The organism is Anaerotignum sp., assembly GCF_031981185.1.
Classification (GTDB): Bacteria; Bacillota; Clostridia; order Lachnospirales; family Anaerotignaceae; genus Chakrabartyella.
This window is the reverse complement of sequence record NZ_DALYUL010000028.1, coordinates 1-22,573: the sequence shown is the minus strand read 5'-3', so window position 1 is coordinate 22,573 and position 22,573 is coordinate 1. Positions and strand designations below refer to the sequence as shown.

The window sequence follows — 22,573 nt, the reverse complement described above, 5'->3', positions numbered from 1 at the left end:
GCTATGATGCCTGGATATCCTCCTGATTTGACTTCTTATCTATTTGGTAATATTCTTTCTGTAACCCGCAGTGATCTTTATTTTATGGCTTGTTTTACACTAGTTATTGTACTTGTAATAGCAGTTTTGTTTAATTATTGGAAGGCATATTTGTTTGATGATGAATTTGCATCCATTATTGGGATTAAAACGGGATTTCTGGAATATCTTCTTTTTGTACTCATTGCCATTTCCGTGGTGGTACTGATTCGTGTTGTTGGAATCATTCTGGTGTTAGCTTTATTTACTGCACCCACGGCAATTGCAGGGTTAATGGCAAAAAGCTTGAAAGTGCGGATGGTATTATCTATAATCATAGGAGGTTTGTTTTGCTTCATGGGATTATGGCTATCCTATACGTTAAATGTGGCATCGGGGGCAGCTATTGTCATACTTTCTTCCGTAGGCTATTTACTAGCCTATTTTGCCTCCTCTATAAGATTTGGAAGAAAAATAAAAGGGTAATAAAAATATTTTTTTGGGCGGTGATTTAGTGGGAGCCAATCAATATAGAGAAATCTTTCGTAAAAACAATATTAAAACAACAAAACAAAGGGAAGTGGTTTTAGATATTTTAATGAATGCCACTGTGCCCCTTACTGCCGAGGAAATTTATGTAAAACAAATGGAAGGCGAAAGTAACATTAGCCTATCTACCATTTATAGAGTTCTTGATGTTTTTGTGTCCAAGTGTCTTGTACAAAAGAGCAATATTTCTGATAATAAGGCTGTTTTTGAAGTAATCGGAATGGGGCATAAGCATCATTTGATTTGCCTTATCTGTGGAAAAATCATTGCGTTAGATCATTGTCCCATGGGAGAGTATGAAAAGGCCCTGGAGGAAGAGACACAGTTTGAAATTACCAGTCATAAGCTTGCTTTTTTTGGTTACTGCCCCATATGCAAACAAAAAAATGAAAGGACTCCAAAAACATGACGAAAATAGACATTATTTCAGGCTTTTTAGGCTCAGGTAAAACCACTTTAATAAAAAAACTTTTGGATGAAGCACTATTTCAAGAAAAGATTGTTGTGATTGAAAATGAGTTTGGAGAAATGGGTATTGACGGAACAATATTAAAAAAATCCGGCATTGAAATTAAAGAACTGTATTCCGGCTGTATCTGCTGTTCGTTGGCAGGGGATTTTGAACAAACGATACAAGAGGTGATACACAAATTTCAACCAACGCGGATTATAATTGAGCCTTCTGGAGTGGGAAAGTTATCAGAGGTTTTGAGAGCTTGCAAGGTAGTGGGACTTCAGGATACATTGCAAATTAATATGTTGATAACTGTGGTAGATGTGCTGAAGTTTGAAATGTATCATACCAATTTTGGAGAATTCTTTGTGAATCAGATTGCTCATGCCAAAACCATACTATTAAGTAGAACGGAAAAAGCTTCATCAGAGGCGTTGGAAAAGGTGTTAAGAGAAATACGTAAAATAAATGATAAGGCAAAAGTTGTAACGACCCCACTGGAGAACCTGAACGGAGAAAAAATCATCTCCATCGCTGAAGGAAATGAGGTTAAAACCCTAGAAAATCTCATGGAAGAGGCGAGAGTAGCCCGTAAAGGTCCCTGCCTAAGAAGTTATCAGCAAAAACACAATCATCATGAAGACTGTGGATGTAATCATGGGCATCATGCTGATGAAGTGTTTGAGGTTTGGGGAATGGAAACACCCCAAATTTTTAACGAAGAAAGAATAAAAAATAATCTTGCAATGCTGGAGGATGAAAGCAAAGTTGGAGTTATTTTAAGAGGAAAGGGCTTTCTACAAGTTGAAGATGCTTGGATTCAGTTTGATTATACGCCGGGAGAAATTAAAGTGGAAAAGGCAGAACCTGAATACACAGGAAAAATTTGTATCATCGGCTGTCAACTGAATCGAGATGAACTTGAAAGACTGTTTCAAACTGTAGAATAGTATGGCGCAAAGGAATGAAAACCCGTGTAGATATTGTCACCGGCTTTTTAAATGCTGGAAAGACAACTTACATCAATGCATCGCTTCAGAACAAAAGTTTAGAAAATGATAAGATCGTGATTATACAATTCGAGGCGGGAGAAAGCTCCATCTCGGAGGGATTGCTAAATCAAAATATAATATTGGTAAATGCACTGACAGAAGAAACTGATTTAAATGATCTATACATAGAATCCATTATGAATCAATATAACCCAAATAAAATAATCATTGAATTTAATGGAATGCATGCATTGGAGAAGGTTTTTTCTATTTTTGAGAAACCTAATTTGAGAAAAAAGTGTTTCTTGGGGAAGATTATTTGCATAGTGGATACATCCACATTTGCGGTGTATGAGAGAAACATGGGGGGGATATTGCAAAATCAGATTATTGTTGCTGACCGAATTCTATTAAATAAAATAGAAGATGAGAATGATAAAATGATCGAAACAGAAAAGAAAATCAGAGAACTCAATAAAAAAGGTGAGCTTTGTTATGAAGTTGCCAATTCAAAGAAATCGGAGATTGATTTTCAAGGAGCCACCATCTATGAGAGCCGTTCTTACATAAAGATGTCACATGTGGTATCTAGTCTGTTTTTCGTTTGTGCCTTATGGTATCTCCTTTTTTCTGTGCTTCGGGGCTTGAGTAGTAGTGCTGTAAAGTTGGATTTTTCTAAGTTTGAGGCTTTTCAAATGGTCTTTATCAGCATTTTATTGCAGACCTTTCCTTTTATGCTGGTGGGGGTATTCATATCTTCTATCATACAGGTCTTTCTTTCTAAGGAGACCATGATTAAGTTTTTCCCAAAGAAATATGGATTAGGGTTTGTGACAGCCCTGTTCGGCGGGCTCCTTTTGCCCGTATGTGAATGCGCTATTGTACCTATGACGGCTGGTTTGGTCAAGAAAGGAGTAGCATTGCCTGTAGCAGTAACCTTTATGCTGGCGGCACCAATTGTGAACCCCATTGTAATTATATCCACCCTTTATGCTTTTCCGGGACATCCCGAAATAACAGTATACAGAGTTTATTTTGGCCTTGTAATCGCCCTTGTGGTGGGAATCATACTAACTATTTTCCCTGAATCAAAACCCGTTTTACTGGATCAAGCCCATCTTTCGACTTGTGATTGCGTTTATTGCAATACAGAATTTGTTCAGGAGGAACGCTTTTGGCGTAAGCTTCAAATGATGTTTTTGCATGCGGGAGATGAATTTTTCAGTGCAGGTAAATTTCTTGTTCTAGGGGCAATTTTGACTAGCATGATACAAACAGTAGTTTCAAAAGACATTTTTTTGCATCTGTGGGGAAAAGAGGGATTAGCCCTTGGGGTGATGATGGCAACTGCTTTTTTCTTTTCTGTATGCTCAACCTCAGACGCATTTATTGCTAGAAATTTTTGGAACAGTTTCTCTACCAGCTCTATAATGGGCTTTTTGGTATTTGGTCCAATGATGGATATTAAAAATTTGTTTATGTTGTTTTCTGGCTTTCGGAAATCCTTTGTAATTAAGCTCACGTTACTGATTACGGGAGTATCCTTTGTACTCCTTTATTTTATGACATCATTATTGATATAGGTGGAATGTATTGTGGATTTTTTCAGAAAGAGAAGTTATAATTTAGATGCGGCGCTTAAGTCATTGTTGTTGTTGGGGTATGCATTCTTTTTCTTTTTGACAATGCAATCTGGTCAGATTTTAAAGTATGTTCATCCGAGAAATGTACCAGTGATTATATTTGCAGGTATGGCCATGGTAATTTGCGCTGTTTTTTTTATGAAAGAGGCATTGAAGCCCAAAAGAGTACTTAAAAGTTCAAAATCACTTTTGCTATTTGCTGTGCCATTGGTGATGGCTTTTTTGGTGCCTGCTCAAAAGATAGACTCCACTGTCTTATCTTACGATGGCATAAACATAGGTGGGGCAATTGGAAGTGGTAATAATATTACACAAAATGTAGATTCTACAAATAGTCTATATGGTGATGATACAATTATGGATGGTGCCTATGATGAAGAAGCTTTTTATCTAGAAGCCTTTGGGAATATGTATTCAGACGGTAGCTTAGGTACCGCTGATCAAAACGCAACAATAAGTGATGAAGGGTTTCAAGTAGAAAATGGAGTAATACTTGTAGATGATCAAAACTATGTGAAGTGGATGGAGGAAATCTACAATCACCTGGACAAATATCGTGGCAAAAAAATTCAAGTGATAGGCTTTGTTTACAAGGATGATGCCTTTGGAAAAAATGCCTTTGTATCAGCTAGGATGTTGATGGTTTGCTGTGCCGCAGATATGCAAACTATTGGATTTTTGTGCAAATATAAGAATGTGTCAGATCTTCCGGGAGATTCTTGGGTAAAGGTCACTGGTACCATACAAAAAGAAACCTTTGAGGGTAATCCTATGACGGTTATTGTAGTAGATCAGATAGAAAACACAAAAAAGCCAGAGAATGAGTATGTATATCCCTTTTAAAAAACACGTCCTAAAATTAAGGCGAAATCCGTCGGGCTGTAGGGGAAACGACTTAACAAGTGAATATAGAAATCTATGAAAAATAGCCAGAATTGCATAATTAGGAGTATATAAGAATGGAAAACATCAGAAAGAAATTGAAGGAAATAAGCAAAGATCCTGTTTTGCTTGTAGCCTTTGCTGTGGCAGTGCTCTCCATGGCATTTGTGCCACCGTCAAGGAAATATTTTAACTATATTGATTTTCATGTATTAAGTCTATTGTTTACAATGATGTTAGTTGTTGGGGGATTACAAAAAGCAGGGGTTTTTGGATGTATTGTAGAGTATTTATTGAAGTTTGTACATAATACCAGAGTGCTGGCCTTCGTTTTAATAGGGGTCTGTTTTTTTTGCAGTATGCTGATCACCAATGATGTGGCGCTGATTACCTTTGTGCCCCTTGGAATGATGGCTTTAGCTCAGACCAAACAGCAGAAATTATTAATACCTATTGTAATTTTGCAGACAGTAGCCGCAAATTTGGGTAGTATGTTTACACCCCTTGGCAACCCACAAAATCTGTATTTATATTCGGTTTCTGAAATGACGATGATGCAGTTTATAAGGATCATGGCAATGCCATCGATGATATCCTTTATCTTGCTTTGCATTTGTCTTTTATTCATTCAATCTGAAGAAATTCAACCTTCAACGGAAATTAAGTCGAAAACAGAATGGTGTAAACTGATGCCCTGGTGCGCCATGTTTCTTGTGTGCCTGTTTTCTGTTTTACGCTTAATTCCATATGGTATTGCACTGATGGCGGTGATTGCAGGCGTCATCACTTTTGATAGGAAGATATTGTTTTCTGTGGATTATGGGTTGCTATTAACCTTTGTTTTGTTGTTTATTTTTATTGGAAATATGAAAAATATTTCTTCAATTAGCAATGCATTATCCGCTTTGGTTGGTGGTAGAGAGATAGTTGCGGGTATTCTTCTCAGCCAAATCATCAGTAATGTACCGGCGGCAATGCTTTTGTCCAAATTTACAATCAATTATTCTGCCTTATTAATTGGTGTTAACCTTGGGGGATTGGGTACACTGATCGCTTCAATGGCCAGTGTAATTTCCTACAAGTTATACGCCTCTGCCAGTGATGCTCAAACGGGTAAGTATCTTGTTGCGTTCACCGGAGTTAATATATTCTTTTTGGTAATTTTGTGTGGGACTATGGCACTTTTTGCAGGGATATGAAACGAGAGGAACCCATACGAAAATATCAAATTATTTTAATCGAAATCGAATACCCTTTTTCAGCGGAAATTTGCATATCCTCTGCTATTTTGCAAATACTTGTTTCGAGGTGATAAAAATGGCAAAGGATAGTCAACTTGATCCGAAACAAGTTCGTAAGGAAAAATCCAATGGCGGCCCAACTATGGCAGAAAGCGCCCTGGACGGTGAAGGTAGAAACAATAAAAAGCAATCAGGCAACCGTCATAAACCGGGCGCAGACAAGGGCTAAGTAATTGGAAAAACATAATAAAACAAAAATTAATTATGTTAAAGCGGGCTTTCCATGAGAATATGGAAGGCCCGCTTTTGGCTCAAAATCAATAAATTTGTGAATATCTAACAGATACTTTAAGTGCTTAGGTTTATATTTAAATTGTTACTGACATTTCTTTAAAAATTCCTGATAATTATTCTGTTCTTCTTCTAAATTGCTACCCAAACGTCCCATTCTGTCACAAAAACCTAATAAAGCGATTTCCTTTATTTCTGTTTCTATCTTCATGTCTTGTATATTTCCGAAAGGTAAATTTTTCAGAACATACAAGGGGTGCATATGATATTTCACCAGCATGCTAACCGTATTTATAAATGCATCATCCTCTGTTAGCTGCGATAAAAATTCAACACATAGCTTTGCACCGATAGTATCATGGTCATAGGCAGTGATTTTTCCACGGCGCATTCGTGTCGTTTTTGCTTTCCCTATATCATGCAAAAGAGCTGCCCACATAAATTCTTTTGGAGCATGACTTTTTTGGCGTACCTGCGCTGCCTGATCTACAACAAGGCAAACATGGTTCCACACACATCCTTCCGGATGATGGACTGGAGATTGAGGGACATTTTCTAAAGCTTTTAACATAGAGAAGGGGGTGGCATTAAATCCACCCGCATCAGATACCATATTTAAGTATGCTGAAGGTTTGATGTCCTCACACAAATGAATTGTTAATTCTTTATAAATCTGTTCTGGTTTCATTTCTTTTAACCTTATTTTATATGAATTTTCATCTAAAATAGGACTTTGCATTTCTGCTTTTAGAGAACCCATTGCATTCACCTCAAAAATTATTTTTCACCGTTGTAAAGGCAGATATGCACTTTTAAATAAAAGATTGCCTTGAAAAGACCAATGAATTGAGGGCAGGTCTTAAATTTCCATAGGTAAAGATGATTGTAAATATATGCAATAGAAAAACGATGCAGAGACAATCCTTTTAGGAAATCGCTGCATCGCTTTTTGCAAATATAAAATTACAAAGGGAATGTATTAATATAAAATATTAATCAAAAATGTTGATACTGCTGGTATATAAGTAATTACCAGCAAATCAATAACAAGCAGAATATAGAAAGGTATAGCTTCTTTAATAAAGGCAGCTGTTTTACACTTTGTAATTCCGCAGGTAACGAACATCAGTGTTCCCATAGGGGGAGACAAAGCACCGATAGCGTTATTGAAAATATAAATCATAGCAAACTGAATTTCGTTGATGCCATAGCTAGCAGCAATGGGTGCCAACAGAGGAACAAGAATAATCATGGAGGCATTACCTTCAATAAACATACCTACAATCAATAAGAAAATGTTGATTGCTAATAAGAAAATATATTTATTATTAATTGTGGTTACAATCCATTCCGTTAACTGCTGAGGGATGCGCTCTTTGGTTAATACCCAAGAAAATGCACTTGCAGCTGCCACAATCAGCATAATGGATGATGTGGTACAAACGGTTTCTCGTAAACCTTGGAAAGTATTTTCTAAACTCAATTCTTTATAAAATGCACCAAGCAGTACTGCATAAATAATTGCAATTGCACCAGCTTCTGTAGCAGTAAAGATTCCCAAACGAATGCCGCCAATAATGATAATAGGCAGGCACAAAGGTAAGATTGCAGGCTTCACAGCAGAAATAAATTCTTTCGCTGGAACTTTCTCAGTAAAAACAGGCTGGTATCCACGTTTTACCGAAATAAAACGTACTAAAATCATCATAGAGGCACATAATAAAGTGCCAATTCCAAGGCCTGACATAAACAGCTTACCAATGGATACATTGGCAATACATCCATATAAAATCATGGCGATGCCCGGAGGAATCAATGGTGTAATCATGGAAGAGGCAGCTGTAACAACTGTTGAAAATTCCTTTGAAAAGCCTTTTGCCTCCATTTCGGGAACTAACATTTTGGCTTCCATGGCAGCGTCAGCTAAGTTTGAGCCAGATAGGCCGCCCATTAAAGTAGAAAGAAGTATGTTTACCTGAGCCAAACCACCAGACATACGACCTGTAAGTACAGAGCAAAAATCTAAAATTCGTTTTGTTACACCGGTGTAGTTCATTAAAATACCGGCACAAACGAAAAAGGGAATTGCCAACAATGATATACTTTCAACACTGGTAATTGCTCTTTGAGCAAACATAATGGTGTTTATTGTCGGATTTAAAATAAAATAAATTGCAGTGCCGCCTAAAACGGACAAATATACTGGAACCTTTAAGAACAAAAGTACCAGCAAAACAATGGCGGAAAGAGCAAGAACACTATTCACTTTCTACCGCCTCCTTTGCTTCAGATTTTACACCTTTTATAAGGGCATAGAAGTAATTAAAAATCATCAAAATATAAGATACAGGTGCAATACCGTAAATAAGTGCATAGGGGATATTTAACATAGGGGTTGTACGTCCACTGCTCACAAAAAGCTGTATAAACCCGATGCTTTGTACAAATAAGTATGAAATAACAGCCACAACAACTGCAGATATAAAAACAGTAAAGACCTTCTGGATTTTTTCAGGCATAAGGTCAACAATCATTTCAATTGCAACATGATTACCAAAACGGAATGCTGCACCTGCTGCTGCAAATACAATCCAAACCATGCAAGCAAGCTGAACTTCTTCCAACCATGTAAAGGGCGCGCCAAAGACACGGCGCCAAACAACGCCTAAGAACGTAAGAAAAATCAGCGTTACCAATACCACTGATGCAATCAATACGTCTAAATTAATAAGGACAGATAATTTATTTTTATTTTTCATATTCGCTCCCTCGAATCTAATTCTGAAAACTACGGCGGAGGAAGATTTCCTGCCGCCGTAGAGGTCAGATTATTTGTGTGGATGTTATTTATTTTGCACCCATTGCAGCGCGAACTGTGTCATAAAGACCTTCGGACCAGCCAAATTTGTCGCCCATATCATAGAATGCTTTTGCTTTTTCACGGAAGCCTGCCATTACTTCTTCAGAAGGTTCTACAACTGTTACGCCTTCGTCTTTCATCTTCTGCAGATAATCAGCTTCTGACTCCTGCTGAATCTGATTGTTGTAAATACCAGCTTCTTTACCTGTTTCAACAAGGAGGTTCTGCTGTTCTTCAGTCAAAGAGTTGAACCAATCATTAGAGCAAACCCATGTTGTGAAGTTCAAAACGTGAGCATCAAGAATCAGGTTTTTTGCAACTTCGTGCAGTTTACGTCCATACAATGTTGCAAGAGGATTTTCAGCACCATCAATTGTTTTTGTCTGCAATGCCTGGTAAACATCACCGAGGCTCATGCCTGTGGAAGCTGCACCTAAAACATCAAAGCCTAAAGACTGAATCTGGTTACTTGGAACACGAATCTTCATACCAGCCAAGTCTTCTACATTGTTTACGGGTTTTACTGTCAAAGTATGACGAGCACCGTATGCCCAGTTGGAAGTAATAATTTTTAAGCCTTTTTCCTGCAATTTTGCTTCCTGTTCTTTGTACCAATCGGATTCAATCAAAGTCCAGCACTGATCCCAATTGTCAAACAGGAAAGGTCCGAATACAATACCAAAATCCGGAACGCCGTAATCAGCATAGAATGCACCATCAGCCAAAGTTGCAACATTTTCGCCCAAAAGCATGGAATCAATTAAGTCTGTTTTACTACCTAACTGAGAGTCGGGGTAGAGGACAATTTCCATTGTGCCATTTGATTTTTCAGCCACTAAATCAGACCATTTCTGTAAAGCCTGACCGATTGGCTCGGACATAGAGTTTTCAAAACCAATCTGTAATGTTACTTTCTCCTGTGGAGTTTCTGCTGGTTTTGCGGCATCCTCTGCGGGTTTGGTGGAACAACCTGCGAAAGAAGCTACGGAGATTGCTGCAATACACATAGAAGCTACTAATTTTTTAAATTTCATTTCTTTTTCCCCTTTCAAGTCTTGTTTTTTACATGTTTTTATGAATACACGCCAATTCTCATTGGGTGAAATCCAACACAACCTTTAACATTTTATCGGCATTTTCAGAGAAATCCGCAAGCGCCTGTGATCCATCGGTCCATTTATAACGATTTGTAACTACTTTATTTAATTTTACATCATTGTTCAATACTAAGTCGATTAATTCTATAAAATCTTTTTTCAGGGCATTACGAGAACCATAAATATTTAGTTCTTTCTTCTGAATGATAGTAAAGAAGAAGTCGTCAATATTCTTTTTGGAAACGCCGATTAAAACAACTTTACCTCCAAAGCAAGCTGCATCAATGCAGTTTTGGAAGGTGACAGGCAAACCAACAGCTTCTATAGTAACATCAAAGCCGTTATTGTTTGTCAATTCTGATACACCTTTTTGGAATGCTTCGGGGGAGGAGTTTAAAAGCTTATGATCAATTTCAAAGGTTTCGTAAGCATATTTCAATTTTTCTTCTGCTACATCACAGATGGTTACTTCAGCGCCTTTTGCTTTTGCAGCAATCGCTGCCAAAACGCCAATCGTTCCTGCACCCATAATTAAGACTTTATCTCCGGGCTGAACCTCAGCGCGGGATACACCGTGATAACTGATGCAAAAGGGCTCAATTAAAGCCAAAGTTTCTGCGTCTAAACCCTTACCATCATAAATTCTTTCCACTGGCATGGTGATATATTCGCTAAATGCGCCTTCACGCTGCACGCCCATGGTTTGATTGTCATGACATACGTTGACTCTACCTTTTTGGCAGGAATAACATTCATTGCAGTTAAAGTAGGGGCTACAGGTTACAATCATACCTGCTTTTAATCCGTAGCTGTTTTCACCCACTTCAATGATTTCCGCGGAAAATTCATGTCCGGGGATACGAGGGTAAGATACATAAGCATTTGCACCACGGTAAGAGCTTAGATCACTTCCACAAATACCGCCATACAAAAGTTTTAGTAAGGCTTCGCCTTCCTTAGGAACGGGCTTTTCGATTTCGGCAATCGAAACATCACCCGGTGCGTTAATTCTTAGTGCTTTCATAATATTTTAATACCTTCCTTTTTCAACAGCAATTTTTCACTGCTTCGTTTGATGATGTATACATCACTCTATAAGAGGAGTATAATTGGTTTTCGTGGTTGGTGTCAACTTAAAATTATTTTTCTTCTTAAATTTGAATAGTATAAACAATTTAGTAGTATGCTATTTAAGCAATTTTCACAATAAAAACTGTCATATTACAAAAAATGTATTTTAAGATATATTATTTTTCGGATAATTCCTAGTAAACTTTGTCAATGATGTATCCAAAAGAGAATTTATATTTAAATACTGTCAATTTCAATAATTTATAATAAAATCTCCCTTCTTTTTATTTTCTTGTTGTAAAATAGATTGAAGTTATAATAGAATGATATTTGTAAAAAAAATCAATTCTTAACAGACTCTACATATTTTCTCTTTGCAAGAGCAAAAATATGTAGTATACTTTATGCAAATTTTGGGGGAGGCACAATAAAATGTCTGGGAAAGAAAGTTTAAAGCAAAGAGCGTATCATTCAATAAAAGAAAAAATTATTTCTTGTGAATATGCGCCAGGGATTATGCTGAATGAAGAGACTTTGCGGGACGAGCTACATGTAAGTAGAACGCCCATACGTGATGCCCTTAGCCGTTTGGAGCAGGAGGGGCTTATTTCAATTCTATCGAAAAAAGGCATTGTGGTATCGGGGCTGACCATTAATGACATCAACTTTATTTTTGAGGTTCGTCTCCTATATGAACCATATGCTATTTTGAATTATGGGCCTAAAATTGGGGATGAAGTAATTCACAAATTTTTCGAGACATTCTCTTTGCCTGTTGATACCCACGGGGAAGAGGAATATTACTCATTGGATGATGCGTTTCATGTAGCTATCGTTGAAGCTATTCAGAACCCTTATCTTCAAAAGACGTATGATTGGATTCATAATCAGAATTTACGTTTCCGTGTGATGACAGGACAGTTTGTAGATTCTAGATTAGAGAAAACAAATGAAGAACACCTCAGGATTGTAACTGCATGTTTAAAGCATGACTGGGTTCTGGCGGCAAAAGAAATGGAAGCTCACCTTATTGCATCGAAAAATGCCACCTTTGATTTGGCACTGAATAAAAACTGTGAAATGCAAAGAGGTAGGTAGATGGTATTTGTTGTAATAGGGTAAAAAAAGAAATTTTATGGATTTCAGTATAAATAAGCAACAAGATGAGAAATTAAAGTATGTCTTTTTCTGTGAAGAAGACATACTTTTTTTGGTGATAATCTTATAAAAAAATAGGATGTATACATCAAAATATAACAATAAAATTAGGATTACCCTAAAATTGCACAAAAAATTGAAGTCTATATTGTTTTGATTCACCAAAAAAACATTATTTCTATTTTTGTTGTATACAACAGGTCATTCGATGTTGTATACTGTTCCTGAGATTATCTTAAACCAGAACAACTTGGAGGTATAAGGTTTATGAAAAAAATTAATGAAGTATTGACTCCTCAGGCACCAGCTTTCAAGGAGAAGGTATTACAATTTGGTGAAGGAAATTTCCTTCGTGCTTTTACTGATTGGATGATTGATAAAGCAAATAGACAGGGGCATTTTGATGGTTCCATCGTTTTGTGTCAGCCTATTGCAAAAGGTATGGGAGAGATTATTAATTCTCAGGATGGTATGTATACCTTGATTATGCGTGGCATTGAAGATGGAAAGCCTGTAGAAAAAATTGAGCCAAATACATCTGTTTCCCGCTGCATTAATCCCTATGAAGATTATGAAGCTTTATTGGCAATGGCTCGCTCTGAGGATTTAAAGGTAGTTATTTCCAATACAACTGAGGCTGGAATTTCCTATAAAGCAGGGGATAAGCTGACTGATAGACCGGCACAGTCCTTCCCAGCAAAGGTATGTGCTTTTTTATATGAAAGATATCAGTCGTTCAATGGTGCAACAGATAAAGGCTTGTTATTTTTACCTGTAGAATTGATTGATAATAATGGGGCAAACTTACTGCGTATTGTTTTGCAGTATGCAGAAGAATGGGGTTTGGAAGAAAACTTCAAAACATGGATAAAGGATAGCAATCATTTCTGTTCCACCTTGGTTGACCGCATTGTGACAGGTTACCCAGGTGATGAGTTGGAGTATCTGTATAATGAAATGGGCTATGAGGATAAATGCCTTGTGACCAGTGAAGTCTTTAACCTTTGGGTAATCGAAGGGAAAAAGGAGTGGGCGGAAATATTGCCAATTCACAAAACAGATGCAAACGTTATTTGGACAGAGGATGTAACACCCTACAAAAAGCGTAAGGTTAGAATTTTAAACGGTGGACATACGGCTACAGTTTTGGCGGCATATTTGGCTGGACATAATATTGTATTGGAAATGATGAATGACCCATTATTTGTAAAATTCTTAGATGAACTTCTTTATGGCGAAATCATCCCTACCTTGGATTTACCTAAGGCGGAATTGGAACAATTTGCATCTGATGTAAAGGATCGTTTCCGCAATCCATATATTAAACATAAATTGTTGGATATTTCCTTGAATTCTTGCTCCAAATGGTGCGCAAGATGTATGCCAAGCTTACTGGGTTATGTGAAAGAAAAAGGCCAGTTACCTAAGGCATTGGTTTTCTCATTGGCGGCATTCATTCGCTTTTATAAAGGAAGAATGGAAGACGGCAACTATGTTGGCGTTCGTGCAGACGGATCAACTTATACCATAAAAGATGACAGTGAGGTATTAGAATTCTTCGCTAAGCTTTGGGCAGAAAAAGACGCCAATGGCATTGCAGAGGCAGTTTTATCTAATTCAGCATTTTGGGATGGCACAGATCTAAATGCCATTGAAGGCTTGACAGATTTAGTTGCTTCTTATTTAAAGGAACTGGAAGAAAAAGACGTGAAGGAAGTTTTGACTTCTCTTCTGGCTTAAGGAGTGTTACACCATGAAGGATAACATAATTGTTGTAAATCCAAAGGACAGTGTTGCAGTGGTTCTTTGTGATATAAAACAAGGGGAAACTTGCCAATGCGGTGAAATTACCCTTGTAGCCAAAGACGATATTGCTTTTGGACACAAAATTGCTCTTTTTGATATTAACGAAGGGGAAGACGTATTGAAATACGGCAGCCCTATTGGTCATGCTACAAAAAATATTGAAAAGGGACAGCATGTACATGTTCATAATGTGAAAACCAATCTGGCGGAAAGTGGTGACTATGAATTCCGTAGTACCCAAGAGTACCTTTGGAATGAACAGGATGGGCATTTCATGGGTTACCGTAGAAAAGACGGTGGAGTTGGTATCAGAAATGATATTTGGATTGTACCTACTGTGGGTTGTGTAAATAAAACAGCGGAACGTTTGGCCAAGGAGGCCGAAAAAATGGGCATTCCTGTGTTGGCTATGACCCACCCCTACGGCTGTTCTCAAATGGGTGAGGATCAGACTACAACGCAAAAAACATTGGCAGCTTTGGCAAAACATCCTAACGCGGGTGGCGTGCTTGTTTTGTCTTTAGGCTGTGAAAATAATAATCTGGATGTTTTCAAGCCTTATTTGGGTGAGTATGACAACGAGAGAATTCGTTTTATGATTACACAAGAGGAAGAAGATGAGATGGAAAAGGGATTAGCCCTAATTAAAGCTCTTTTCCAGCTGGCTGAAAAGGACAAAAGAGAAGAAATTCCCCTTCGGGAATTAATTATTGGTTTTAAGTGCGGTGGTTCCGATGCTTTTTCCGGTATCACCGCAAACCCCCTATGCGGTCGTTTGACAGATTTGCATACATCCGCAGGAGGGAGGGCAATCTTAACAGAGGTTCCTGAAATGTTTGGTGCTGAAGATAGTTTGTTTGCCCGTTGCCAGAGCAAAGAGGTTTTTGAACAGGCTACAGAAATGATTAACGAGTTTAAAAATTACTATGTAAGTCATAATCAGGTTGTATATGAAAACCCTTCCCCGGGAAATAAGGCGGGGGGCATAACGACACTGGAGGAAAAATCTCTTGGCTGTATTCAAAAGGGTGGTGCAGCTACTGTTACCGATGTTTTGGGTTATGCAAAGCCAGTGAAAAAAGCAGGACTTTCCTTATTGACAGGCCCCGGTAACGATATGGTATCTTGTACCAATCTTGCGGCTTCAGGTGCCCATATCATTTTGTTTACTACAGGCCGAGGAACACCCTTTGGCACAGTGGTACCTACATTAAAAATTTCTTCCAACTCTGCGTTGGCTGAGCACAAAGCAAATTGGATTGATTTTAATGCAGGCATGGTTTTAGAAGGAACCAGCTTTGAAGAAGCAACGGAAAAGCTAATGGGCTTGTTAAAAGAAACTGCAAATGGAAAGCTTGCAAAAAATGAAGAAAATGAGTATAGAGAGATCGCTATTTTTAAAGATGGGGTGACATTATAATGATTCAGTTGAGACCAAAAGAAGAGTGCATGTTTGATCAGGTTTCCTTAGGGGAAGTAATGTTAAGATTAGATCCCGGTGAGGGCAGAATCAAAACAGCAAGGCAGTTCCGTGCTTGGGAAGGCGGCGGTGAATATAACGTTGCCCGGGGTTTACGTCGTTGCTTTGGATATAAAACAGCTATTTTAACTGCTTTTGCCGATAACGAAATCGGTCGTTTGATTGAAGATTTTATATTGCAGGGTGGTGTAGATACCTCCTTTATCAAATGGTTGCCTTATGATGGCATCGGCAGAACCACACGTAATGGTCTGAATTTTACTGAAAGAGGTCATGGTGTGCGTGGTGCTGTAGGTGTTTCCGATCGTGGCAATACAGCCATTGCCCAGATGAAGCCCGGCGATTTTGATTTTGATTACCTTTTTGGTACTTTGGGTGTTCGTTGGTTGCATACCGGTGGCATTTTTGCAGCATTATCTGAAAACAGTGCGGCAGTCACCATTGAAGCAGTAAAGGCAGCAAAAAAATATGGAACCATTGTATCCTATGACTTGAACTATCGTCCTTCCATGTGGAAATCCATTGGTGGACAGGAAAAAGCACAGGCAGTAAATAAGGAAATTGCAAAATATATTGACGTAATGATTGGTAACGAAGAAGATTTCACAGCTTGCCTTGGTTTTGATATTGAAGGCAACGATGAAAATTTAGTTGAATTAAACTTAGATGGGTATAAGAAAATGATGGCAAAAGCCGCAGAGACATACCCAAACTTTAAGGTGATGGCTACCACATTAAGAAGTGTAAAAACTGCAACAGTAAATGACTGGGCGGCAATGTGTTGGGCAAATGGAGAAATTTACCTCTCTAATAAATATGACGGTTTGGAAATTATGGATCGCGTTGGTGGAGGCGACAGCTTTGCTTCCGGTTTGATTTTTGGATTGATGGAAACAGGTGACCCTGAGATTGCAGTAAATTATGGTGCGGCTCATGGTGCATTGGCTATGACAACACCTGGGGATACCAGTATGGCAAGCCGTAAGGAAGTAGAAGCATTGATGGGTGGCGCAGGTGCCAGAGTGCAGCGCTAAGGAGGAAAAAACATGACTATCGCAGAAAGAATTTCTAAAATTGGTGTAGTACCTGTTATTAAATTAGAGCGTCCTGAGGAAGATGCATTGCCTTTGGCAAAGGCACTTATTGAGGGTGGTCTGCCTGTGGCGGAAATTACATTTCGTGCCGAGGGTGCAGATAAAGCAATGAAACTAATGCGAGAAAACTACCCCGATATCATTGTTGGTGCAGGCACAGTTTTATATAAAGAGCAGGTTGACAGAGCTTTGGAAGCAGGAGCACAATTTATTGTATCTCCTGGTTTTAACCCCAAAATTGTGGCTTATTGCATCGAAAAAAATATTCCTATTTTCCCTGGTTGTGTAACACCAACGGAAATTGAAGCTGCCCACGATTTGGGTTTGACAACTTTTAAATTTTTCCCTGCACAGCAGTATGGCGGATTGTCTACTATAAAAGCATTATCCGGTCCTTATCATCAGTTTCAGTTTATGCCCACAGGTGGTATCAGCTTGGATAATTTAAAGGAATACCTGTCCTTTAAGAATATTTGCGCTGTTGGGGGTTCCTTTATGGTTACCGATAAACTGATTAACGGGAAAAATTGGGCTGAAATCACGTCCCTTTGCCGTAAGGCCGCAGATATTGTGGCTGAGGTAAGAGGCTAAGTTTGCGGTTTGTTGCATGAAGGTTTGCTTTCTATTTAAAATGTAACCTTATTTCATTAGCACTAAATATCTTTCAATTTAATAGATTCTAAAGGATATGCCCCTGTTTGGACCGTTCATATTCCGGCAGAAGGCATACCCGCCAAAAAAAGACTGGAGCAATTTATATTTGCTTCAGTCTTTTTTTAAATACAGGGTTCGTATTACTAGTATTTCATCTGTTTCATCAAATGGAGTTCTTCAAATTCGTGACTGGGCACAGGTCTACCGAAAATATAGCCCTGCACTTCATTACAGCCCAACTTTTTTAAAATTTCCAGTTGCGCTGCATCTTCTACGCCTTCCGATATGGTTTTAAGATTCAGCCCTGATGCCATCATAATGATAGCTTGTACAATCAAAAGTGCGTTTTGATCATATGCAATGGTATTGATCAACTCTTTTGCAATTTTCAAACGTTGAATATTATATTTTCGAATATAACTTATTGAGGAGTATCCCGTACCAAAGTCATCAATAGATATACTAATTCCCATTTCATTTAAGAAATCAAATGTTTTTTCAATGGAGCTTGTGGAGATCATAGCAACGCTTTCAGTGATTTCTAGGTCAATCCATTCTGCAAGAATATTTTCTGTGTCCATTTTTTCTTGAAGCCATTCAATAAAACCTATATTTTTAATTTGAACAGGTGAAATATTAACACTCATTTTTAAATTCATGGAATAGGTTTCATTCCATTTTTTTATTTGAGAAAAAGCAGTTTCAGCAACCCATTCTCCAATGTGAATAATCATACCTGTTTCTTCAGCAATGGGAATAAACTCTGATGGTGAGATAAGTCCTTTTTCAGGGTGGTGCCATCGAATTAATGCCTCCATGCCAATAAGCTTTTGGTTTTCAATATTGTATTGTGGTTGGTAAAAAAGCATAAATTCTTTATTATAATCTGCTTTTTGCAGCATAAATTCAATTTCATGTTTCTTATTTATTTTTTCAATGAAATTTTTATCAAAAAATAAATAGTTATTTCTATGCTGGCTAGATTTCACTTCATACATTGCAATATCAGCATAACGAATCAGTACATCTTTATCTAGGGCATCTTCAGGATAGAGGGTAATTCCGATGCTTGCCGTCAAAGTAAAGGTATAGGGTGAAACAGAAATAGGTAGTTGCAGGGTTTCAAATATTTTGTCAGCGATATCAGATATTTCGGATTTATTCTTATAATTTTCAATGATCACGGCGAATTCATCACCGCCAATACGAAAAGATGTGCACTTAGAAGAGCAGAACGCTGAAAAACGATTGCCCAATGCGGCCAAAACCTTATCTCCAATTGCATGTCCATAGGAGTCGTTGATTGGCTTAAATCGGTTTGCATCTATGTAGAGGAGGGCAAAATTTTCTACTCCATTTGTTAAAACTAAATTTTCTAAATGATAAATCAGATATCTGCGGTTGTATAGGCCTGTTAGGGCATCACGGTTAGAAATCTCCTCTAGATTTTGATTTACAACATTTAATTCTTTCGTCCTTTCAGTAATCTGCTTTTCAAGGTACTCGTTGATTTCTTTTTCTGTTTTTAACATTAGATGATCAAGCATATTGGCCCGGATATTGGTAGATAAAACCCAATAGATTACACATATCATGATGATTTCAATGTAATTTTTAAAGCTTAAACAATTAAACAAATATAGTACTGAAAAAAAGGATATCATTATAAATATTGCTTTGTCGGGCTTTCTTACATTTTCAGACAAATCCTTCTGAGTTCGCATTTTGAGGATGGAGGGAGAAATGGTTTCATAGAAGGTACCTAATGAAAAAAGGACAAGGCACAGCATGTATGTGATATCCACCAAAGTATTTGCAGTATACTCATTATTTAAGCTAAGGTATGCATAATAAAAATCTGTAAAGGCGAAAATAAATATTCCTACTAGGATAAGTAAAAAACCTGCTTCAATTTTAAAGCCTTTGGAGATACATATAATCAAAATTTCTATTAAAACATAAAAATCTAAAAAGATATAAAAGACAATGAGAGTTTGATCAAAATTTATTAAAAACTCAAACTCCATATTAGTAAATATGGTTGACCAAAGCAAAAGCATTCCCAGTGCACAAAAAGCAAAAATATCTATAATCAGTTGATAGATATTCCAGTTAATGTGACTTTTATATATGTAATGGGTTAATAAAATAGCAAAAAGAACATTTGGTAGAACATAAAGCACGTAAATGGGGGGAATATACAGGGGATTTGCTCCCATATAATTTACTGAAATGAACCACAAAAAGTCTGCTGTTCCCCAAATAAAACAGCATAGTAGTAATAAAACGCTCTGCATTTTGTTGCTTCTCTTTTCCATGATTGAAAGAAAAATCAACAAGGAAGATAGGAATGCAATTGTAGGGGAAAGGATATTACTCCACAGTTCATTCCTTATGATGATGCTAACAATATAAAATAAGAATACAGAAAGCAGAGGGAACACAAGTAAAAGTTTCTTTTGATCATTTGACATAAGGCATATCCTCCTGGAGATATGATAGCTAAATCAACTTCAATTGTAAAACAAAAGAGGATTTAAAAGCTGCAAATACCGAATTGGTATTTGCAGCTGATTTATTAGATTTTTCTTCATATTAACCTGAGTGTAAAAGTGGCTAAAAGCAAACTTTCAAAGCCATATTTTAAGTAGGATAAAAGGTTGCACTTCAAACTTAGGGTCATTTCCTGAGTTACCATGGCTTAGACTTTCATAGTAGAGTCATCAAGTTTAAATTCAGAGATAAGGTCATTTAGAATATTGGATTGACCGGACAGCTCTTGGCTTGCGGCTGCACTTTCCTCAGCAGTAGCAGCATTGGTCTGAACGACAGCGGAAATTTGTTCTATCCCTAGATTGATTTGGGCAATGGCATTTGCCTGCTCCTGAGAGGCATGGGCAATTTGTTCGATCAAAACAATTGCCTCGTTGGTAACATCGGCACTGGTAGATAAGGAATCCGCCGTTTTTTCCGTAATTTGAGCACCATTTTTTACAGCATGAATTGACTTATCAATCAAAATAGTTGTGTTTCTAGCGGCTTCTGCCGATTTTCCAGCAAGATTTCTTACTTCATCGGCAACTACAGCGAACCCTTTTCCTGCTGTACCTGCACGAGCAGCTTCTACCGCGGCATTTAACGCCAGGATGTTTGTTTGAAAAGCAATATCATCAATTATCTTTATGATTTTTGAAATTTCCATAGACATAGCTGAAATTTCATTCATAGCTTCAGTCATTTGGGCCATCTGACCATTGCTTAAAGTCATTTCATTTCCCGCAAACTCTGCTTTTTCCTGGGCAACTGTTGTATTGGCTGCATTTCGTTCAATCTGTGCTGCCACCTCGGCAATGGATGCTGATAATTCTTCAATGGAACTTGCTTGCTCTGTAGCACCCTGAGAAAGAGCCTGAGCAGCGTTAGCTACCTGTTCGGCGCCACTATGTACTTGGTCAGCGGATTGGTTGATTTGAAGCAAGGTTCCGTTTAAGTTGTCAACAAGAATAACGATACTTTCTTTCAGTTTTTTAAATTGTCCATTGTATTCTCGATACAGCGTAACGTTTAGATCTCCTAAGGAAACTTTATGCAAGGCTTCTGCTATTTCATTTATGTAGCCCTGGTAATTTTCCAACTGCTCAATGGTTAGACGAAAGGCCTTGGCAAGCTGACCGATTTCATCTTTTGAATGCACTGAGAGTTCTACATTGAAATTACCTTCGGCTATTTGTTGTGCCGCAGAGGTAACTTTTTCAATGGGTTTAGCTATGCCATTGCTAATAAAATAAGTAATGATACCTACAATCAATAAAACAAGGGCAGCCAACGCAAGAACTATTTTTAAGGTAGAAAACAGTCCATTGGTCAAAATACTTTGTACATCCTCAACGGGAATACCTACAAAATAAACGCCAATAATCTGCTGTTTTGTGTCATAGATAGGGCGGTAACTGGTCATATATTTTGATCCAAGAATATCCGCTTCTCCCCAAAAAGAGTTGCCTTTACAAACTTCTGCATAGGCCTTACCTGCTGTATCGAGAGTGGTGCCGATCACGCGTTTTCCGTTCTCATCTTTAATTGTGGTAATAAGCCTTTCAAAATCATTGCCTTTCTTTACAAATACAGTAGCAACAACATTCATTTCCTCAGAAAACTTGTCAATATAGGCAAAGTTTCCTTCTATAGGTTGCTGATTTAATCCAACTAAATCACTATTTACATTAAAGCCCAGTGTACCAAATTGTTCTTTAAGATAGGTCTCTAGCATATTGTTAGAACTTGTCAACCTATCCTCAATTAAGGTATCCATAATTTGATCCGTATATTTAAAGCTTTCTGCTACTCCAATCAGTCCAGAGAGTGATGATGATACGATTACTAAAATCAGAATTGTAAAAATAAGTTTGCGTTTGATGCTTTTCAAGTTTCTTCCTCCTTAAAACCATTTTTATCGTTGTGTTTACTCTATTTCTTTATGGTTTTATGCTGTTTTTTGTATTGAATTATAAAAAAGCAATATGACGTGTTAAAGAAATAATCTTATGTAAATAATAGAGCATTTCTATTATAAACGATGTGTTTGCAAAAGTATAGATTAATTTGCCTGCATCAATGATAGGATTTTGAATCTAATTTTAGATTAGAGTAGAGTGATCTATTACAAAAAATTGCAAAAGTTACAAATTTTCTTTATTTCTACTATTTTTTTGATATAATTATATTGAAATTTCTTCTGTTATGAAAATGCTTGAATTTTATATTTCGAAAATACGAAAAGTACCTTTTCTGATAATATGAGGGGGCAATCAAATGGGTAGCATAAGAAACAGCATAGTTAAAAAAATTGGATTGACAATATTTTTATTTATTTTTCTGTTGTTTATAATTTATTATAATTTTTTGAATGTACAAATCAAAGATTATTTGGAACAAAGAGGGATGGAGCAGCTTAGCAAAGAGTCAGAAAATATATGTTCTGAAATTGAGGTGTTTTTGCAGAAATATACTTTAATTGTTGAACAAGCTAAGGAGAATGAAGAGTTCATAAAAATAGCAAAAGAGGTGAAAGACCGCCACCGAAAAAGAGAACACCCATTATATAGGAAAGTAAGCAAACAGCTTGAAAATATTCAGAGTTTGGATCAAAATATAGCCCAGGCTTATATTGCTTTGCCATTGGAAAATCAAGATGACTTGATTACAAATCATTATGATTATGACATGGACCCGAATTATGACTTAACAAAAAGAGACTGGTATCTTAATTCAATTGAACAAGAT

At 37.2% G+C, this 22,573-nt stretch carries 20 protein-coding genes; 13 read left to right on the top strand and 7 right to left on the bottom strand.

All coding sequences use genetic code 11. The features are described from left to right. The 7 genes from RTK36_RS13925 to RTK36_RS13895 form a co-directional block, all read left to right on the top strand. A partial coding sequence (locus RTK36_RS13925; RefSeq protein ID WP_312047847.1) for a metal ABC transporter permease occupies positions 1-504 on the top strand: 504 nt, incomplete at its 5' end. Positions 505-532: 28 nt separating this feature from the next. Then, positions 533-976, top strand: a complete 444-nt coding sequence (locus tag RTK36_RS13920) for a Fur family transcriptional regulator (protein WP_312047846.1) — start codon at positions 533-535, stop codon at positions 974-976. After that, a complete protein-coding gene (locus RTK36_RS13915; protein ID WP_312047845.1) occupies positions 973-1,971 on the top strand; it encodes a CobW family GTP-binding protein in 999 nt (332 codons plus the stop codon). The genes RTK36_RS13920 and RTK36_RS13915 overlap by 4 nt, the downstream gene beginning before the upstream one ends. Before the next feature lie 14 nt (positions 1,972-1,985). Further along, on the top strand, positions 1,986-3,596 hold the full coding sequence (locus RTK36_RS13910; RefSeq protein WP_312047844.1) for a permease: 1,611 nt from the start codon (positions 1,986-1,988) through the stop codon (positions 3,594-3,596). 12 nt (positions 3,597-3,608) lie between these two features. After that, positions 3,609-4,499 carry a TIGR03943 family putative permease subunit gene (locus RTK36_RS13905; RefSeq protein WP_312047843.1) on the top strand — a complete coding sequence of 297 codons (891 nt, stop codon included), beginning with the start codon at positions 3,609-3,611 and terminating at the stop codon, positions 4,497-4,499. 116 nt (positions 4,500-4,615) lie between these two features. Next, the gene (locus RTK36_RS13900; RefSeq protein ID WP_312047842.1) at positions 4,616-5,737 is read left to right on the top strand and encodes an SLC13 family permease; all 1,122 of its coding nucleotides are present in this window, start codon (positions 4,616-4,618) and stop codon (positions 5,735-5,737) included. 118 nt (positions 5,738-5,855) lie between these two features. Then, on the top strand, positions 5,856-6,008 hold the full coding sequence (locus tag RTK36_RS13895; protein WP_312047841.1) for a hypothetical protein: 153 nt from the start codon (positions 5,856-5,858) through the stop codon (positions 6,006-6,008). A gap of 147 nt (positions 6,009-6,155) precedes the next feature. On the opposite strand, the gene RTK36_RS13890 is transcribed toward RTK36_RS13895, so the two are convergent. The 5 genes from RTK36_RS13890 to RTK36_RS13870 all read right to left on the bottom strand — a co-directional run bounded on the left by RTK36_RS13890 (position 6,156) and on the right by RTK36_RS13870 (position 11,051). Then, on the bottom strand, positions 6,156-6,830 hold the full coding sequence (locus tag RTK36_RS13890) for an HDIG domain-containing metalloprotein (protein ID WP_312047840.1): 675 nt from the start codon (positions 6,828-6,830) through the stop codon (positions 6,156-6,158). 219 nt (positions 6,831-7,049) lie between these two features. Beyond that, entirely contained in the window at positions 7,050-8,336 is a 1,287-nt protein-coding gene (locus RTK36_RS13885) for a TRAP transporter large permease (protein ID WP_312047839.1), read from the bottom strand. Beyond that, entirely contained in the window at positions 8,329-8,829 is a 501-nt protein-coding gene (locus RTK36_RS13880; RefSeq protein WP_312047838.1) for a TRAP transporter small permease, read from the bottom strand. The genes RTK36_RS13885 and RTK36_RS13880 overlap by 8 nt, the downstream gene beginning before the upstream one ends. Before the next feature lie 88 nt (positions 8,830-8,917). Beyond that, positions 8,918-9,964 carry a C4-dicarboxylate TRAP transporter substrate-binding protein gene (locus RTK36_RS13875; protein ID WP_312047837.1) on the bottom strand — a complete coding sequence of 349 codons (1,047 nt, stop codon included), beginning with the start codon at positions 9,962-9,964 and terminating at the stop codon, positions 8,918-8,920. Between the two features lie 58 nt (positions 9,965-10,022). Next, a complete protein-coding gene (locus tag RTK36_RS13870) occupies positions 10,023-11,051 on the bottom strand; it encodes a zinc-binding alcohol dehydrogenase family protein (protein WP_312047836.1) in 1,029 nt (342 codons plus the stop codon). A gap of 479 nt (positions 11,052-11,530) precedes the next feature. On the opposite strand from RTK36_RS13870, the gene RTK36_RS13865 reads away from it, so the two are divergent. The 5 genes from RTK36_RS13865 to RTK36_RS13845 all read left to right on the top strand — a co-directional run bounded on the left by RTK36_RS13865 (position 11,531) and on the right by RTK36_RS13845 (position 17,227). After that, complete coding sequence (locus RTK36_RS13865) at positions 11,531-12,196, top strand: GntR family transcriptional regulator (RefSeq protein ID WP_312047835.1); 666 nt, start codon at positions 11,531-11,533, stop codon at positions 12,194-12,196. A 327-nt stretch (positions 12,197-12,523) separates the two neighbouring features. After that, a complete protein-coding gene (locus RTK36_RS13860; RefSeq protein WP_312047834.1) occupies positions 12,524-13,996 on the top strand; it encodes a tagaturonate reductase in 1,473 nt (490 codons plus the stop codon). 13 nt (positions 13,997-14,009) lie between these two features. Then, the gene (locus RTK36_RS13855; RefSeq protein WP_312047833.1) at positions 14,010-15,482 is read left to right on the top strand and encodes a UxaA family hydrolase; all 1,473 of its coding nucleotides are present in this window, start codon (positions 14,010-14,012) and stop codon (positions 15,480-15,482) included. Continuing rightward, the gene (locus RTK36_RS13850; RefSeq protein ID WP_312047859.1) at positions 15,479-16,576 is read left to right on the top strand and encodes a sugar kinase; all 1,098 of its coding nucleotides are present in this window, start codon (positions 15,479-15,481) and stop codon (positions 16,574-16,576) included. The genes RTK36_RS13855 and RTK36_RS13850 overlap by 4 nt, the downstream gene beginning before the upstream one ends. Before the next feature lie 12 nt (positions 16,577-16,588). After that, positions 16,589-17,227, top strand: a complete 639-nt coding sequence (locus RTK36_RS13845) for a bifunctional 4-hydroxy-2-oxoglutarate aldolase/2-dehydro-3-deoxy-phosphogluconate aldolase (protein WP_312047832.1) — start codon at positions 16,589-16,591, stop codon at positions 17,225-17,227. A 206-nt stretch (positions 17,228-17,433) separates the two neighbouring features. Here RTK36_RS13845 and RTK36_RS13840 read toward each other — a convergent pair whose 3' ends face one another. Both RTK36_RS13840 and RTK36_RS13835 read right to left on the bottom strand, forming a co-directional pair. Next, on the bottom strand, positions 17,434-18,822 hold the full coding sequence (locus tag RTK36_RS13840; RefSeq protein ID WP_312047831.1) for a putative bifunctional diguanylate cyclase/phosphodiesterase: 1,389 nt from the start codon (positions 18,820-18,822) through the stop codon (positions 17,434-17,436). A gap of 1,169 nt (positions 18,823-19,991) precedes the next feature. Further along, the gene (locus RTK36_RS13835; protein WP_312047830.1) at positions 19,992-21,716 is read right to left on the bottom strand and encodes a methyl-accepting chemotaxis protein; all 1,725 of its coding nucleotides are present in this window, start codon (positions 21,714-21,716) and stop codon (positions 19,992-19,994) included. Positions 21,717-22,102: 386 nt separating this feature from the next. Here RTK36_RS13835 and RTK36_RS13830 point away from each other — a divergent pair. Further along, the coding region (locus RTK36_RS13830) for a hypothetical protein (RefSeq protein WP_312047829.1) at positions 22,103-22,573 on the top strand (471 nt) is incomplete at its 3' end.

Bases quoted from the DNA above. Each gene is read 5' to 3' on its own strand.
- RTK36_RS13895 (WP_312047841.1), top strand. From the start codon at position 5,856: ATGGCAAAGGATAGTCAACTTGATCCGAAACAAGTTCGTAAGGAAAAA.
- RTK36_RS13910 (WP_312047844.1), top strand. From the start codon at position 1,986: ATGAAAACCCGTGTAGATATTGTCACCGGCTTTTTAAATGCTGGAAAG.
- RTK36_RS13890 (WP_312047840.1), bottom strand. From the start codon at position 6,830: ATGGGTTCTCTAAAAGCAGAAATGCAAAGTCCTATTTTAGATGAAAAT.
- RTK36_RS13860 (WP_312047834.1), top strand. From the start codon at position 12,524: ATGAAAAAAATTAATGAAGTATTGACTCCTCAGGCACCAGCTTTCAAG.
- RTK36_RS13855 (WP_312047833.1), top strand. From the start codon at position 14,010: ATGAAGGATAACATAATTGTTGTAAATCCAAAGGACAGTGTTGCAGTG.
- RTK36_RS13880 (WP_312047838.1), bottom strand. From the start codon at position 8,829: ATGAAAAATAAAAATAAATTATCTGTCCTTATTAATTTAGACGTATTG.
- RTK36_RS13840 (WP_312047831.1), bottom strand. From the start codon at position 18,822: ATGTTAAAAACAGAAAAAGAAATCAACGAGTACCTTGAAAAGCAGATT.
- RTK36_RS13875 (WP_312047837.1), bottom strand. From the start codon at position 9,964: ATGAAATTTAAAAAATTAGTAGCTTCTATGTGTATTGCAGCAATCTCC.
- RTK36_RS13915 (WP_312047845.1), top strand. From the start codon at position 973: ATGACGAAAATAGACATTATTTCAGGCTTTTTAGGCTCAGGTAAAACC.
- RTK36_RS13870 (WP_312047836.1), bottom strand. From the start codon at position 11,051: ATGAAAGCACTAAGAATTAACGCACCGGGTGATGTTTCGATTGCCGAA.
- RTK36_RS13865 (WP_312047835.1), top strand. From the start codon at position 11,531: ATGTCTGGGAAAGAAAGTTTAAAGCAAAGAGCGTATCATTCAATAAAA.
- RTK36_RS13845 (WP_312047832.1), top strand. From the start codon at position 16,589: ATGACTATCGCAGAAAGAATTTCTAAAATTGGTGTAGTACCTGTTATT.
- RTK36_RS13900 (WP_312047842.1), top strand. From the start codon at position 4,616: ATGGAAAACATCAGAAAGAAATTGAAGGAAATAAGCAAAGATCCTGTT.